Annotated in this window: 12 protein-coding genes; 2 read left to right on the top strand and 10 right to left on the bottom strand. The window is 53.8% G+C overall.

The features are described 5' to 3' along the window. Positions 1–24 precede the first annotated feature (24 nt). A complete protein-coding gene (locus tag AC57B1_RS31120; protein WP_496419621.1) occupies positions 25–264 on the bottom strand; it encodes an MbtH family protein in 240 nt (79 codons plus the stop codon). Between the two features lie 129 nt (positions 265–393). Beyond that, positions 394–1,065: an RNA polymerase factor sigma-70 gene (locus AC57B1_RS31115; protein ID WP_496419620.1), complete on the bottom strand. Its 672-nt coding sequence runs from the start codon at positions 1,063–1,065 to the stop codon at positions 394–396. 472 nt (positions 1,066–1,537) lie between these two features. Here AC57B1_RS31115 and AC57B1_RS31110 point away from each other — a divergent pair, with 472 nt between their 5' ends. After that, positions 1,538–3,433, top strand: coding sequence for a collagen-like triple helix repeat-containing protein (locus AC57B1_RS31110; protein WP_496419784.1), 1,896 nt, complete (start codon positions 1,538–1,540; stop codon positions 3,431–3,433). Between the two features lie 79 nt (positions 3,434–3,512). Continuing rightward, on the top strand, positions 3,513–4,781 hold the full coding sequence (locus AC57B1_RS31105; RefSeq protein ID WP_496419619.1) for an isoprenylcysteine carboxylmethyltransferase family protein: 1,269 nt from the start codon (positions 3,513–3,515) through the stop codon (positions 4,779–4,781). Between the two features lie 1,031 nt (positions 4,782–5,812). On the opposite strand, the gene AC57B1_RS31100 is transcribed toward AC57B1_RS31105, so the two are convergent. From AC57B1_RS31100 to AC57B1_RS31065, 8 genes are all read right to left on the bottom strand, one after another. Then, positions 5,813–6,946, bottom strand: a complete 1,134-nt coding sequence (locus tag AC57B1_RS31100; protein ID WP_496419618.1) for a sialidase family protein — start codon at positions 6,944–6,946, stop codon at positions 5,813–5,815. A gap of 57 nt (positions 6,947–7,003) precedes the next feature. Continuing rightward, positions 7,004–7,882 carry a hypothetical protein gene (locus tag AC57B1_RS31095; protein WP_496419617.1) on the bottom strand — a complete coding sequence of 293 codons (879 nt, stop codon included), beginning with the start codon at positions 7,880–7,882 and terminating at the stop codon, positions 7,004–7,006. 361 nt (positions 7,883–8,243) lie between these two features. Next, positions 8,244–10,478, bottom strand: a complete 2,235-nt coding sequence (locus tag AC57B1_RS31090; protein ID WP_496419616.1) for a polysaccharide biosynthesis tyrosine autokinase — start codon at positions 10,476–10,478, stop codon at positions 8,244–8,246. A gap of 48 nt (positions 10,479–10,526) precedes the next feature. Continuing rightward, complete coding sequence (locus AC57B1_RS31085; RefSeq protein ID WP_408187727.1) at positions 10,527–10,964, bottom strand: low molecular weight protein-tyrosine-phosphatase; 438 nt, start codon at positions 10,962–10,964, stop codon at positions 10,527–10,529. Then, positions 10,961–12,130 (bottom strand): polysaccharide biosynthesis/export family protein, encoded by a 1,170-nt coding sequence (locus AC57B1_RS31080; RefSeq protein WP_496419615.1) that lies wholly within the window; start codon positions 12,128–12,130, stop codon positions 10,961–10,963. The genes AC57B1_RS31085 and AC57B1_RS31080 overlap by 4 nt, the downstream gene beginning before the upstream one ends. Before the next feature lie 376 nt (positions 12,131–12,506). Then, the gene (locus AC57B1_RS31075; protein ID WP_496419614.1) at positions 12,507–13,451 is read right to left on the bottom strand and encodes a glycosyltransferase; all 945 of its coding nucleotides are present in this window, start codon (positions 13,449–13,451) and stop codon (positions 12,507–12,509) included. Positions 13,452–13,616: 165 nt separating this feature from the next. After that, positions 13,617–14,462, bottom strand: coding sequence for a 3-deoxy-8-phosphooctulonate synthase (gene kdsA / locus AC57B1_RS31070; RefSeq protein ID WP_496419613.1), 846 nt, complete (start codon positions 14,460–14,462; stop codon positions 13,617–13,619). Positions 14,463–14,525: 63 nt separating this feature from the next. Further along, positions 14,526–15,722 carry a capsular polysaccharide export protein, LipB/KpsS family gene (locus AC57B1_RS31065; RefSeq protein ID WP_496419612.1) on the bottom strand — a complete coding sequence of 399 codons (1,197 nt, stop codon included), beginning with the start codon at positions 15,720–15,722 and terminating at the stop codon, positions 14,526–14,528.

Here is a 15,722-nt window from a genome sequence, read left to right as displayed (position 1 = left end):
CTGCCGGATTTCGCTGCGCGCGCTTTACGCCGTTCCGTCCATGTGGCTGCGCAAGCTGGCAGGACGCATGTCAGTCCATACCGTCTCGATGTGCGCGAGGCATTCGGCTTTCGGACCACTCACGCCCACTTCGCGCCAGCCGGCCGGCACGTCGCGGAATGTCGGCCAGATCGAGTACTGCTCTTCGTCGTTGATGACGACCGTGTAGGCGAGGTCGTCCGCCTCGCCTGCTGCCGTGCTGGAGGTCTGCTGTGCTTGCGTCATGATGAAAGGCTCAGTCGATGAAAGGTCAGAAGGCGCCCGGACAGTGCGCTCGCATGTCCCGGCACAGCGGTGTCCGCGTGTTGCGCGCGCACCGCTTCTATTCAGTTGACGTTTGGAGTGCGCGCTTTTTTACCGCCGACGCGCGCGGCCACTGCAAAACGCGGGACCCGCCTCGCCGCGATTGCAGGCGTCGAGGCAATCGGCGCAATGCTTCTCGGCGTCGCGCACCATGAAATGCACCAGCGTTTGCGAGACGTCGAGTGCGCGCGCCGTGCTTTGCAGCGTTTCTTCGCACAGACGCACCATTTCGAATGCGGCGCGGCTGCGCGGCGGCAGTTGCTCGAGCGCGTTGTAGACATGCCGCAGCGTGTCCCTTACGAGCAGCGCGGCTTCCGGCGAGGGTTCCGGTGATGGCACGTGCAGGCCGTCGTCTTCGTCGGCGTGATAGGTGTTTTCGAGGCTCTGGCGGCGAAAGGCGTCGATCGACGCGTTGCGCACCATGCGCGTGACGTAGGCGACCGGTTGCCGCACCGCGTCCTGATCCGGAAAGTCGACCAGCTTGATGAAGACGTCGTGCACCACGTCTTCCGCGAGACTCGCGCAACCCACGAAACCGCGCGCCAGATTGACGAGCATCGGTCGGTGCTCGATTAGCACGTCGAGCAGCGTGCCCTTCTCCCAATTCACCGGGCGCGGGTGGGCGCGAGTGCGGCGCGAGACGGTGGGACAGGCGCCTGCGGCGCTGAGAACCGCTATCGGCATCGCTGTTGAAGGCTCTCGCCGGACAAGCACCTCAGCCATAGATTCGCTCCGTTTTGTCAAAGGACAGGGCGCCAATCTAACGTAAACGCGAATCATTCTCAATCAAGATTGGGAATGACCTTACAGTTTTCGATAGTTTTGTATGTTGATTCGGGGGGCATAGCCGGGGTGGGCGACGGTCGTTGCTTCTGGCCAGCGGCAGCTTTGATTGTTTTAGGTATCCGTATGATTTTTTCAGCTGTATCGAAGGGAATTTCGAACGTGGTGAGCGTTGGCTGCGTGATCGATTGACGGCAGGTTTGCACTGTTACGTGGGGCTGCGGCGTTACGTAGCACGCAAGCGGAACATGGTTTTGCCGAGTTGAATTAACGGCCATTTTTTCAGTTTATATTTCATTAATTACACAATAGTTCGATATATATTCTTTCAGAAAACAATATTGCAGCATAACAGACTTTGGCGTGCATCTTGCATGAATGTCCCTATCAACAGTCGTTCTACGGGGACATCATGAAGAAACTTGCCGGTCGGACAGCCATCGCTGTTGCGACATCCACATTACTCGCGCTCTACGGTTGCGGATCGACGCTTCATACCCCAAGTATCGGTGGGGGCGGACTGGGGGGCACTTCGGGCACTTCCTCGGGTACTTCCGGTACTTCCGGTACTTCGGGCACTTCGGGTACTTCGGGTACTTCGGGTACTTCGGGTACTTCGGGTACTTCGGGTACTTCGGGTACTTCGGGTACTTCGGGTACTTCGGGTACTTCCGGTACTTCGGGTACGTCTGGTACTTCCGGTACTTCCGGTACTTCCGGTACTTCCGGTACTTCCGGTACTTCCGGTACTTCCGGTACTTCCGGTACTTCCGGTACTTCCGGTACTTCGGGCACTTCGGGCACTTCGGGCACTTCGGGCACTTCGGGCACTTCGGGCACTTCGGGCACTTCGGGCACTTCGGGTACTTCGGGTACTTCCGGTACCTCGGGCACCTCGGGTACCTCGGGTACCTCGGGTACCTCGGGTACGTCGGGTACGTCGGGTACGTCGGGTACGTCGGGTACGTCGGGCACGTCGGGCACGTCGGGCACCTCGGGCACTTCCGGCACCTCGGGTACTTCCGGCACCTCCGGCACCTCCGGCACCTCCGGCACCTCCGGCACCTCGGGCACCTCGGGCACCTCGGGCACCTCGGGCACCTCGGGCACTTCCGGCACCTCGGGTACTTCTTCCACCCCCATCGGCACTGTCGTCACCCAAGCTAGCAATCTCATCACGGCCGTCGGCACCACAGTCGCCGATACCGGCACCAAGGTCACGGGCACGTCGATTCCTGGCGTGAACGGGGCAACGACCGCCGGCGTCGGCACCGCTCTCACCGACCTCGGCAACGGCGTGAAGGTGCTGGGTAACGGCACCGCCGCCGGCCTCGGCACCCTGGGCAGCGCGGCCAATCCGCTCAGTCCGACGCTGAACTCCACCACGGGCGTCATCTCGAATGCCGGTGCTGCCGTCACCGCACTTGGCGGTGCGGTGTCGAGTCTCTCGAGCGGCCCGCTCAAGCCGCTTTCTCCGGTGACTTCGACGCTCGGCAGCATTGTCGATGGCGTGGGCAGCGGTGTCGGCTCTGTCGGAGCGGGATTGAACACCACGCTCTCCAGCGCGCCGGTCCAGCAACTCGAGACGGGACTCAGTTCCGCGATCAACCCGATCACCCTAGCCGTCTCCAACACGACGCAGACCATCGGCAACGCGACGGGCCTCGGCACGCCGCTGGACAAGCTGCTTGGCACGCTCGGCAACGGACTCAATGGGGCCGGGGTGAAAGTGTCGGGAGCCACGGGTGATCAGGTCGGCAAAGATGTCGGCGGAATCGTGAGCCAATTGGGTAACACCGTGACGAGTGCGGGCGGATTGCTCACTGGCGCGACCACCAATCCGCTCGCGCCGATCACGGGTTTGCTCGGGCCGCTCGGCGGCCTCGGCGGCACTGGTAGTTCGGGCGGCGTCTCCATTCCGCCGTTGACTGGCCTGATCGGCAACCTCGGATCGCTGGGCGGCGCTACCGGAGGTTCCAGCGGCACAGGCGGCGCTGCCGGTCTGCTGGCACCCGTCACAGGGCTCCTCGGCAAGGTTGGCTCATTGGGTGGGACGACCGGCACGAGCAGTCCGCTCGCGCCCGTCGTCACTCTGGTCGGCTCGTTGACGAGCGGCGTGACGGGCGCACTCAATGGCGCCTCGCAAGGAAGCACGCCAGCCAATCCGCTCACCGGTCTTGTCAGCGGATTGACCGGCGGCTCAGCGAGCGGCACAGGCAGCAGCGGCTCGACCAGCAAGAACCCGCTCGCGCCGGTGACGAACCTAGTCGGCGGATTGCTCGGTGGCGTGGCGACAGCCGGCAAATAAGCATTACGCAAGCTCAGCGGCCGGGCGCAAAAAAACCAACAGCCCGGCCGCCATCAATGTCATGACTACGAGGGATGACATGAACTCCACCTTCAATACGGTCGCGCGCACGTACGACCCGCGGCCGCGCTCGGCGACGCCGTTTTCAATCGGCTTGCTCGGGATCGGCGTCGGATTGCTCACACTCTGGTTGCTACGCGACAGCGGTTCGATCGATGGCGCGACGCGTAGCACCGTTGCATGTCTGGCGATCATCGCGACCATCGCAATCTACGAGCTATTCGTCGCGCGAGTCTATTTGCGCCCGAGCGCCGGCCTCGCGAGTCGCGCGGTGCGGCCGCTGAGCATCGTGCGCGTGGAATTGCGCCTCGCGGCGCTGGCCTCGGTGTACGCGGGCATCGGCGCGCTTTACTGGCTGCTGCCCGAGTATCACGGCGCCTTCTATAACCCGTTCTGGTCGCTGCTTGGCACGCTAGCACCGTGGGTGCTGATCGCGACGCCCTTCTACTTCGCGTGGATGGATCGGCATCAGCGCGAATCCGACGACGCGTACCTGCTATGGGCCCGCTTCTTATTTCGCGGCGTGCGGCCGGCGAACTGGCGCCCTGTGCGAGAGATGCTGGCCGGGTGGATGGTGAAGGCGTTCTTCCTTCCGCTGATGATCGTCTACCTGTCGACTAATGCGGACCATCTGAATGCGTCGTTGACGACCGCGCTGAATGCGCCGTTTTCGCTTGCGACTTTCCGGTTTATGTACGACCTGTCGTTTGCGATGGATCTGATGTTCGGTACGGTGGGTTACCTGTGTACATTGCGCATTCTGGATAGTCACGTGCGCAGCGCTGAGCCGACCACGTTGGGTTGGCTCGTTGCACTGATCTGTTATCAGCCGTTCTGGTCGCTGATTTCCAACCAGTACATTCACTATGAAGGTTCGGTGTTTTGGGACAGTTGGCTTATTTCAATGCCTGTTGTGCGGGTGGTCTGGGGTACGGTCATCATTGCTTTGCTGCTGTGCTATGCGCTGGCGACTATTTCTTTTGGCTTGCGGTTTTCGAATCTGACTAATCGCGGGATCATCACTTCAGGGCCTTATCGGTTCACCAAGCATCCAGCTTATATCGCTAAGAATCTGTCTTACTGGATGGTGACGGTGCCGTTTGTCGAACCGCTGGGGTGGCGAGCGGCCGTGACGCATTGCGCGGCGCTACTAGCGGTGAATATGCTTTATTTCTTGCGGGCTAAGACGGAAGAAAAGCATTTGATGAATGATCCGGAGTACCGGGAGTACGCGGAGTGGATTTCGAGGAATGGGGTGTTTGCGAGGTTGGCGCGAGTGTTTGATTGAGCGACGAAGTCTTAGAGAGAAGCCTGCGTTTTAATACCCTTTCCGATCAAACAACGTCGACGCCTCACGAGGTCCGCTGATCACAACCGACTCAATCACGAGTTGCAAATGCTAACGCCAATCGAGCAAGCACCGCCATCGGACACATTGCAAGACAACCGTAAGTGAGTCACCTTTTTACGGATGCAGATCACTGACACGATGCTCGAATTCGCCAGCTTCCGAGAAACAGCAGATCATGCGGCGCAGCAAGTGCATGTCGGATCGAACAAACCGCGTGACGGTTCGACTTGAGTCAGGCAGTCCTTGCGTCATTAAGCATTAGGAACCTTGGCCGTAAGATTGCGGCTTTGTAGGATGATGGCCGCCGCAATCGGCTCACACTGCAGGATAGATCCAGTCCACCCGCAACACAAGAACAAGGCCACTACTAAATGAATGGTGAGGTCATCGGGGTTATGGCATGACAATGGATGAAGATATCGCGCACGTGGCGCGTGTGATGGTGCCATCGCTGAGCGCGTTTCGCGGTGAACCCGTTTTGCAGCCGGCTTATTGGCGGAGGCGGCTTCAGCGTATACAGAGCGAATTCCGGTTGACTGAGACGCAAGCTTCGCAGATACAGCATTTGCTGGGGGATCTGGATAGTTTTGAGACGGAGAGATATCTCCCGGAATGAAAATTCAGTGCGGAGACAAAGCGATATCGGCGTCTTTCGCAAAGGCAAATCCGCTTGGTAAATGTTGGGCGGCGTATCCCTTCACTTCACAGCCTTTACCGTCCTCGCTCATCGCGCGGTAAGGCAAAGAGGCAACTCGCATCTAACGTCAAAGTCACGCGCTTCATCGCTTACTGGCGAAGCTCTTAATTACAAGACCCACGTAGCGATAGGCAAGCTGAGAAATCTCTTCAAAGACAGACAATGAACGTCAAAGCGGCCCCGAAGGGTCATGCGTAACCGTTTAATAAAGTGGCGACGTCCTGTACTCGAACGGGCAGGAGAGTCCTTATTCAGGATGTGACACGCTCCTTCACGGCTCCGCAAAATTAGGGATTCGCAAGAACATAATGTAGTTTGAATTGTGCTGGCTCTCGGCGCCGCCGTGATCGTCATCATAGGCCGTGCGTATGACCGAAACAATGTCCTTACCGTCGAATTGCCAATCAGCATACTGAAATCCGTGATGCGACCGATCAGGGTGCTGTAGCAAAATCCGCTGCACTTTCCAAGTTCGTAAATCCGACGACCAAATCAATGCAAGGGTATTTCTAACGCGCTCTAGATTGGTTCGCCCATCGTCATTCGACACTGCATTCGTGATCGACCAGTATCGCTGCGTTTGTGGATCGAAACGGACCGTGAATTTTTTTCCTCCTCCAGGGAAGTCGATAAATCCGGATGCCGGATTAAATGACAGAGTTCGGCGATCCTGCGCAAAATTTATCACCGCCGCCTTTTCTGGGCCCACCGTCGTGTTGACGCGGAGAAGGACCGCCGGCAGTCCCCCACGGGTCTCCACCAAATTTCCCTCTTCCCAAGACAGAAACTTTCCGTCTAACCACGCTTTGTTAGACGCTAACTCCGTGGACACGGTCCAGTTTCTAGTGTCAAGGATATCGCCGCCTGATGGTGCTGACATTACTATTTCGCGCAAGTCGTCGCCGTCGATGACCTCAAATGTGCGCCAGACACGTCCGTGATCGACTAAAACCGGGACCGGTCCGGTAATGTATCGCCCACGCATTGGGAATCGCCCAGCAGCATCGGTAGTTGGAGTGGTCCATGTCGCGCCGTTGTCCTGAGAACGGCGAATCACCGGCCTACCAATCGCTCGATCCGTTCCAATTATGTAAAGGAAGCCCTTGAGAACGAAAAGCGAAGACCAGTATTGATCATGCAAAGCCGTCAGTGTTTTCCAGTTCTTTCCCTTATCGGAGGACGCGAGTAGAGTTGCGGTGTCAGAATTTGACGACGGGCCAAAAGTGTCATACGACGCTACATAGCTTCCATTAGGCAAAATGACTATGGACGGTGACCCAAGATAGACTTTCGTGGACGCCGGACTAAATGCGAGCACCTTTCCGCCTAACGAAGCGGGCAATACTTGCCCACAAGCCGACAATACAGAAGCTAGATACAGGACACACCCGAACCAATGTTTCATGCTAGACCTACCTATAAAGCCACTTCTCCAAATCTCACGAAACAGAGCAAGCGAGCCTCAGCTGCGCAAGCGAAAGACTGTCGGCTGGATCACCTGCCGCGAAAGCACCAAAAACATAAGAACAGTTAGCCAGAACATTCCATATAAAACGTGATATTTGAACAGGAGAATTGCAAACAAGTAAAATATGTATTGCCTACGACCTTTTACCCAGAACATATAGAGTAGCGCTCCACAAAAAACTAATGCGCCAAAACCGCCGGCGGCAAAGACTATATAGACATAGAATGAACTGTCACGAACATTGAAACCGCGAAGATGCGTTTTCCCTACATTATTCTGTTCGTTCCAGAAAAGTCCATTTCCGAACACATTCGACAAAACATCTCTTTTTTCGATCTCGTTAAATACCATAGTTCGACTGGCAACTGCGTCATAATCAACCGATTGGTTTACGCGTAAGTCGTATACATGATAGAGGGGTGGAATGCTCAGCAGTGCGACAACAAACGCGGCGAGTCTGATTTTGTTCGGAACTTGGCCAAATATAACGTATAGGGCACATATCATTGCAACAATAATCATCGCCGCAACGGAGAAACTAAGAAGTGCGGTGCCAAATGCCACGACAGAAGGAATTGTCACTCGGCGCTTCAGCAGCAGAAGAAGAGTGCCGCACGGTACAACAGTCATCGCATAAAAGGACGGCTCCGAATACAAACCGAGAGCTCGAATTGAAATCAAACTGTCATTCAAGGCTTTTGTGGCGTAAAGCGCCTCTGCGTCAGTCTCGCGAACGTAATTATCAAAATCAATGAAATGACCTGTGGTGAGGTAATATGCAAGCTGAAAAATAAAAAATGTAGCATGCGTATAAATCAAAAACTGGCACGCCCATTCCATAGAAACCCTATTTAAAACATCACTTGAAAACATCCAATAGATCAAGCAAATATACATCTGTATCAACAGAAACTTAATGTACGAATTAATATAAAAGTCTCCAAATGCAGAAACTACAAAAGCGAAGAATACAGTAAGCCACCAGTACGTCGCTATGCGAACCAAGCTCTCCGTGCGCCTACTCAGTGTAGGGGAATTGAGGAACGCGAGTAAGCACACGAGAACGTATGAAATCGCGGTCGCGCGCACGCTAAACGCATTCAACGAAAAGAATAAGGTGCTTAACGAAAATATAGCTGATGACACACGTCGGTGCCGCATCTTTAATTCCTGAAATTCACATTCGCGGAGGCAACTAGACCCGATCTGCACATCATTTTGCTGCTCACCAAGGCTAGCGATCGTTACCATAATCGTACGCCGCGTACCGATAACTACCGTAACGAGAACCGTACCCATAGCGACCGTGTTTCGGATTCACGCCGTTAAAAATCACACCATTTGTGTTTATTCCATTTTGCGACAAGCGCTTGGCCGCCTCGGAAATCTCACCCAGCCGCGTGACTCCCGACCGTGCAACAATAAACGTTGATCCCGCGAACGCAGCGATTGTCGCAGTGTCGGACACGGCCAAGATTGGTGGCGAATCGATCAATACAATGTCGTAGTTCCGCGAACATTCAGCAAGAATCTCCTTCAAGGCAGGTCGAAGAAGTAGCTCCGACGGATTCTGAGGAATTGCGCCTGTCGAAACAAAATCCAACTTGTCCAATACGTTGGAGTGGACCACATCAGCAAGTGATGCTGAATGGACAATGACATCGGACAGTCCCGCACCTCGAGACACTCCAAACGTCTCATGAAGATGTCCCCTGCGCATGTCAGCATCAATCAAAAGCACCCGTTTTCCGCCCATGGATAGGACCGCCGCAAGATTAGATGAAATGAAGCTCTTCCCAATGCCCGGTGCCGGACCGCCCACGACAACTACATTGTTTCTTGCCTCTAAAAGAGCGAACTGCATGGCCGTCCGAAGGCTACGGATGCTCTCCACCGCCGGATCATTGGGAAATCGGGTCGACAGGAGAAGAGACGCAGCATTACTGCTCGAGATATCACGGCTTATCACTTTTTGTTGCTCACAAAGGGGAACAATTGCTGACACTGTCATACCCAGACGACGTTCAATTTCGTTGGAGTCCGATATGCCGTGGAACAAAATTGCCCGCCCAATAGAGATTCCGATTCCTACTATTAGTCCGAGCAAAAGCGACGCAATTACCACCAACGGCTTCTTTGGTCTGACTGGAATTTCTGGAATGAGTGCTGTGTCGACAAGGCGAACATTGCCAACTTTCCCCGCGCGAACCAATTGAAGCTGTTGCACGTTGTTGAGAAGGCCTGTGTATAGATCCGTGTTGACCTTCAAATCCGTCATGATCTGCACCGTTTCCTGTTGCAACTCAGGCAAGCGCTTGATTTGAGCTTCCGCACTCGTTCGGTAGCTGCCAAGCGCTGCGATCTGCCGATCAATCGCGAGCACGCTGGGGTGCGTATCGGCAAATCGCGTGACGAGCTCATGGCGTTTTTCCTGCAATTCCAGGAGGCGAGTTCTAGCATCGGCGGATTGAAGCAGCGCAAGTTTGGCCTCTTCGTTGAGGTCAACAGTTCCCCGTTGATCTCTCAGTTTTGTTAGTTTCTGCTCGGATTCGGTTAGCTGCCTTTTTAGTTCTGGCAACTGCGTACTCAGAAATGCAAGAGACTGGGCAGCCTCCTCCGATTTTCGGTCAACATTTTGTCTAATGTACTGCCGCCCGATCTCATTCAAAATTGCACTTACCAATAGAGGGTCGTTGCCGCGCAAGCTTGCAACCACAACATCCGATTGCTTGATTTTCTCCTGCACGTCCAGTGCATCTTGCAGGTCAGCGATGGTCTCAAGGCGAGATTTGCGCACCAAAACAAATGTCGTACCCGACTGCGCCTGCGCACCCGCAACTTTCAATTCAACAACACCCTTTGCGGTGCTAAAGCGCTGCAGGACGCCTAGCCGTCCTTCAATGGGCGCGTCGAGGTCAGATTGTTCGAGTCGGAAACGATCCATGGACAGGATGGTAAGTTTGAAAGTACTGTCTTCCATCCGCAGAGGAACATTGAAGACTGGCACGTCGATGCTTTCTTGGGCCCACGCGAAACCGCCGTATCCGAAGATACCCGGATGCGACAACCCATCATTCCTTCGAGATACCCAGTCACCAATAATTGGAAATCGAAGTGGTCTGGCCTGGATGAACAAATGGAGCGAATCCACAGTGCGCGAAACGACAAGCTGCGATGCCAAAATCTGTGTTTCTGCAGCTGCCGATGACTTCACATCAAACAGTGACGACACGTCGCCAATCAAACTTTTTGCTGCAGACGTATCAGGATTGTCTTCAACCTGAACCAAAATGCTGGTCTCGTACACTGGCGCCGCGAAAAGTGCGTAGCCGATTCCGATTATCACAAATATTATTGTGACTACCGCGATCGTCCATTTGTTCTCGACTACTGTGTCGATAACTTGCAGAAAATCCGCACTTTCTTCGTCGCCATGTACAATCTGCTGCGGCTCGGTCAGTTGGTTCATAATAGTTCTCAAAATCCGTTGGCCTATTTGACTAGCTTGTTTTCAATTTCACCCGATCGACAAGATTCTTTTGACCCATTCAGATACGCCGACTTGAATGCTGTTAGCGCACTGCTCAAAAACATCTCTCGACTGTCGATACGGATCGGCAACATCAAACCTACCAAACTCTCCCAGCCGGTAAACCCGCCCCTTAAAAGAAGGGAAATTTGCCTCGACGTATCGTCGTTGGTGACCATCCATCACCAAAACCAGGTCCGCATCGACAAACATCTTGTGAGTGATCTGTTGAGCCCGATGTGCCTGTATAGAAATGCCTCTTGTCGACATGACTTCGCAGGCGTAATCTGCTGGCGGCATGCCCACGAGCGCATTCAGTCCCGCCGAACTCACCGTCCGGTCTGGTAATACTGCCTTCAGCATCGCCTCAGCCATTGGGCTCCGGCAAATATTGCCCTCGCAAAGGAAAAGTATTCTTTGGGTCACTTTGTTACGATCGCCGCAGTAAGACCAGCATTGATAGCCGGCAACAACAGAGTCAACACGCGATTGAAACGAACCAGCCCGTTACCGTCGACGTAGACAATGTCTTTAGGTTTCAAAGGAAACTCGTTCGCAAGCACCATCGCCACCGGAGATCGAGCGTCCAGGTGGAAGACTTCCGGCGCTCCGTCGAGCGATCCGCGGACAACATACAATTGCGCAGCATCCGCCGAATTGGAATTCAGACTTCCGGCCTGCGCCAGAGCTTCACTCAAACTCAATGATCCGGTAGTGCGCGGAATAGCTGTTACAGGCTTATTCACCTCGCCCATCACGAAAACACCGAATTCGTCTCTTGACGGAATTCGCAACACGTCACCGTCTTTCAGTACGATCTGCGATGGATCCAGTTTTCCGCTTCTCGCACTGGACATGTCGATCACTGTAGTGATCGATTTGCGCTTCAATTCAACGTGACTCTGATCTGCAGTCGACGAAAACCCACCCGCCCGACTGATGGCATCGACCAGGTTCATCTGTATATCGTTGATGACTTGAGTACCTGGCGCATGCACTTCCCCTTCGACATAAACACGCTGGGAGCGGAAGGATGCGACGCGAACGGTTACTTGCGGATCACGAAATGCCTTGGTGAACGACTCCGACAGAATGGCTTGTACCTGCTCGGGTCGCAAGCCAGCCACGTGTATTCGGCCCGCGTACGGGAATACCAAGTAGCCTGCGTCATCCACGACGAAACCCGGCGGCGCATCAGAGGGCCGCGCGACTGCCTGGGGCTGACCGCCCAACGCAGCAGCTAGTTCGGGATGGTCCCAAACTGTTATTTGAAGCACGTCGCCAGCGCCGATTTTGTATGAACCCACAGCGCTCTCCAGACGGCTCGAGTCGAGATCCACGCTTCGGTTGGACTCGCGGATCTTCTTGATCAGCGATAAATCGATATCGATAATCGGAACGGAAAGCTGCGCTTCCGTTGAATTGGAAGCGGTGGCCGAATTCGCAATGCTAGGCGGCCGTTCCATTCTCATTCCTGGCGCGGCCGCGCATCCTGCGAGAAACGCCACAGCGATCAGGCATGAGGTCGCGCGCGCCGCGATAGAGCGGCGAGACGCACCGACGCCCGATAAACAACTGGTCTTAACTGACATTAATTTCCCCGTATGGCCTATAGCTTTTTATCTTCACCATCTAACAGACGGCTGAGATTAAGCACTAACCGTGCAAATGGAAAATCGTCAGGAAATGCCGATAGAATGGACCGCTCCGGCTATGTGTCCTGCGCTTTGACGGAACACGTAACGTTACGCGTTGCGTAACAGGGCCGGTTGCGGAACGTGGTTGAGGAGACAATGTCGCTCGGCCTCCGCAGGCTGGCCGCATACACGAGCCGCTTAAGTATGGTCTTGCGGTCTGCGTCAGCCAATCGGTCAACACAGGTTAACAAGCGTCTATGCGCGAACGCATTCTGCCCGCCGCGCGAAACCGTTCCATGTCATTCGGTCAATATCACCGCATTTTTCTTTCTTAAAACATGCTTTCAATATCTGCTCGTCGAATGATTTCATTCCAGCGCAGCATGTGCAGTTTACCGGGATCGTTCGGCAGACTGGAAATCAATCTTTCACGATCCAATCTGTCAAAAATCGTCGGCCCAGTGATCAAACAATTAATGCCGAATTTGTTTATCACATCGAGGTTTGAACGCGAGTCATTGCACACAATTGGTTTGCCTAGCGCAGCATATTCCAGCAATTTTGTCGGAGCCTGAACGTTGTATGGCCGAACACTCGGAATGGTCGATACAGCGAAGCGGCTTTTCCGAACAACTGCCAACGCATTGCGTTGAGGCAAACGACCAGTAAACGTCACCCCCGGCGCGCCTTCGAAGCGCTCAACGATACACCTTTCGGCGTCGCCCACAAGAATCAGTGTTTCATCAGATCTCCGAAAACGACAAAACCCATCGAGAAAGGAATCAAATCCTCTTTCACGCGAAATCTCGCCTATGTAACAGAACGTCGCTGAAGGTACATCGTCTGCGATCGCATCTTCGTTCATGCTGAAAATCCACTCAGGAACTCCCATTGGAAGAATTACGCTTTTTCCGTTACCACTGAAACCCATCATCTTTTCCATCTCTGCCGTCTGAAAGATGCGCAAAGCTGGCGTGGGTTGGAGATGTCGCTTCACCCGATCCTTTAAACTGGCACATCGGCCTACCGACAGAGACCGGTAATCGTGAATCACGAGCCGTGCATCGAATTTCGTGGGGTAGAATCCCATAATGCACCAGACCACAGTGCGCTTTCGCACATCCTTTGGAATTTTCGCATAATCCCACTTACTACCCGACATAACGTGGAATCCGAGGCCGCCAAAATATGAAGCATATGCGGCTATCTCGGGATAATTCGCCTTACCCGGATGAACTATAAATATAGTCTTGCTAGCAGCTGAAGCATGGATCATCTTGAACGACCTTCTAAATATAGAATTACTTTCAATACCGACAAATCTCAATCCCGACAAAGACCCCGCACAAAAATTGCCGGAAATAAATAGTCAATTATTGTTTCCTGCAAGACGCCAATGCGCAGCCTGTCCATCAGCGAAAGATCGAGCCCCGTGTCACCGCTATTCGATCTCCAGTCGAGGCAACGACTTCACAAGATCGTCAACTGCTTTGACTTGAACCAAGAACGCCTCCAGAGCAGCCAATGGCAATGCACTCGCTCCGTCACAAAGTGCTTCTTCCGGATTGGGATGCGCCTCCAGAAAAAGCCCACTCAGACCTACAGCCATCCCGGCTCTCGCGAGATGTAGGACTTGCCGGCGTCGTCCGCTCGACGCCTCGCTGAACGCGTCTCTGCATTGGAGACTATGAGTCACGTCAAATATTAACGGACAACCTCCCGTCGCCTCACGCATCAGCCCGAATCCGAGCATGTCGACAACGAGGTTGTCATATCCAAATGAGGTTCCGCGCTCGCAGAGGATTATTTGGTCGTTACCCGCCTCACGGCATTTTCGAACGACATTTTTCATCTGCGTCGGGCTAACGAATTGCGGCTTCTTTACGTTAATCGGTTTGCCGACTTCCGCGATAGCCGTGATCAGATCCGTTTGTCGCGCAAGGAACGCCGGAACCTGCAACACATCTACCACTTCGCCGACCAGCGGCGCCTGGAATACTTCGTGAACGTCGGTGATGATTGGGATATCGAATTCCTGCTTGATTTTTCGGAAAATATCCAATCCGGCATCTAACCCAACGCCTCGGTAAGACCGCATGGATGAGCGGTTTGCCTTGTCAAAAGACGCTTTAAACACAAATGGAATGCCGAGTTTGCTAGTCACTCGCACGAACTCGGAACAGGCACGCAAAGTCAGGTCCACACTCTCCAAAACGTTCAAGCCGCCGAACAAGACAAACGGCTGATTTTCCCCAACGACAATATGCTGGCCGATCTTGACATTCATATTATTTTCTCTAATCTAATTTTAGTTCAGCAATTCAAATCTCAAAATATCCAAAACATCAAATTATCGATTTAACAGTGCCTTCGCCGCGTCGGCAGAGACTGCGCCACTCCCGAAATAATCGATACCATCTACCAGGAAATGATGAATGTACTTTTTTAGCCGGTCGCTGTCGAAATCCCGATAAAAGGATCGCCCCAACGTAATAACCTTCTTGTTGTACATCAACGCCTCCAGACCCACGGTTGAATTAATAGTCACAACCAAATGCGCATTCCTTACAAGATCCAGAGTGGCGGAAGAGACAATATCGAAATTCAGCTTCGAGCTTAAATCGCAAATTTGCCGCAATTCGCCTCGATCAGTCTCGGCCGGATGAACCTTCACAAACAGCTCAGCGCCGATCTTCTCGGCATAACCCACGGCCTGACGAATCGCTTCTATATTGGTCACGTCGGAATGAAGTTTTAGCTGCGTATCCGCCGACACCTGTAGGGGAAGAAATACGTAGACGCGCTTTGCCAACTCGTCACCGGAGTAACATTTCGATCCAGGAATTTTTGGGACGGCGTTGCTTAACTTTAGAACATTGGATGTGTTGAGCACAGCGCCCCGCCCAACGATTTTCATAAGCAGATTAATCGCCGAAATCAGTTTCCGGCTCAGACGGAACCGCGACTGAGGTAGCGGCGCTCTTTTTGATTGCTCATACCGTCGAAACCAGGCCTCGTGGGCATCCATCGACGGCAACGGAAGAGCGTCCAACCGATGCGGCAAAGAGGCAATTGACGAGAGAGCATTCACCCCTTCTCGATCCACAAACAGTTTGGACGGCAGGTTCGAAATTTCCAGAAAGATCGTTTCCACACCGTGCCGATTGCATGCCTCGGTAACGGCTCGCCCGAGTAGTTGCTGACCATTCCAGATCAGACACCGCTCTACGCTATTAGACTCGCTGATTTTCGCCATCGCGGCTTCGATTGCGGCGGCATCCCTTCTCGCTTGAGGTAGCGAGATGTGCCCATTGAGAACCTCGATAGCATTTTTCCAATAGCCATCTTCTGCGCGCTGCGCAGAGTTCTCCGACTTCAGAGCCTTGCGACGCACGAATACCGACCGAATGTTGGACAGCACCGCGAGGGTGTGGGCAAGAGGCTCTGTTGTAAGAAAATAGAACTGGTGACCACTTCTCAGGTTCTCTACCAACCGCAAGAAGAAGTAACATCTTTCCATCGAATCGATAACTACGACGATCATCAT

This window comes from Paraburkholderia sp. BGA-UO-ETr-F21 (genome assembly GCF_059567925.1).
This window is presented reverse-complemented; position numbering and strand designations above follow the sequence as displayed.

Bases quoted from the DNA above. Each gene is read 5' to 3' on its own strand.
- AC57B1_RS31120 (WP_496419621.1), bottom strand. From the start codon at position 264: ATGACGCAAGCACAGCAGACCTCCAGCACGGCAGCAGGCGAGGCGGAC.
- AC57B1_RS31115 (WP_496419620.1), bottom strand. From the start codon at position 1,065: ATGGCTGAGGTGCTTGTCCGGCGAGAGCCTTCAACAGCGATGCCGATA.
- AC57B1_RS31110 (WP_496419784.1), top strand. From the start codon at position 1,538: ATGAAGAAACTTGCCGGTCGGACAGCCATCGCTGTTGCGACATCCACA.
- AC57B1_RS31105 (WP_496419619.1), top strand. From the start codon at position 3,513: ATGAACTCCACCTTCAATACGGTCGCGCGCACGTACGACCCGCGGCCG.
- AC57B1_RS31100 (WP_496419618.1), bottom strand. From the start codon at position 6,946: ATGAAACATTGGTTCGGGTGTGTCCTGTATCTAGCTTCTGTATTGTCG.
- AC57B1_RS31095 (WP_496419617.1), bottom strand. From the start codon at position 7,882: ATGTTTTCAAGTGATGTTTTAAATAGGGTTTCTATGGAATGGGCGTGC.
- AC57B1_RS31090 (WP_496419616.1), bottom strand. From the start codon at position 10,478: ATGAACCAACTGACCGAGCCGCAGCAGATTGTACATGGCGACGAAGAA.
- AC57B1_RS31080 (WP_496419615.1), bottom strand. From the start codon at position 12,130: ATGTCAGTTAAGACCAGTTGTTTATCGGGCGTCGGTGCGTCTCGCCGC.
- AC57B1_RS31075 (WP_496419614.1), bottom strand. From the start codon at position 13,451: ATGATCCATGCTTCAGCTGCTAGCAAGACTATATTTATAGTTCATCCG.
- kdsA (WP_496419613.1), bottom strand. From the start codon at position 14,462: ATGAATGTCAAGATCGGCCAGCATATTGTCGTTGGGGAAAATCAGCCG.
- AC57B1_RS31065 (WP_496419612.1), bottom strand. From the start codon at position 15,722: ATGATGATCGTCGTAGTTATCGATTCGATGGAAAGATGTTACTTCTTC.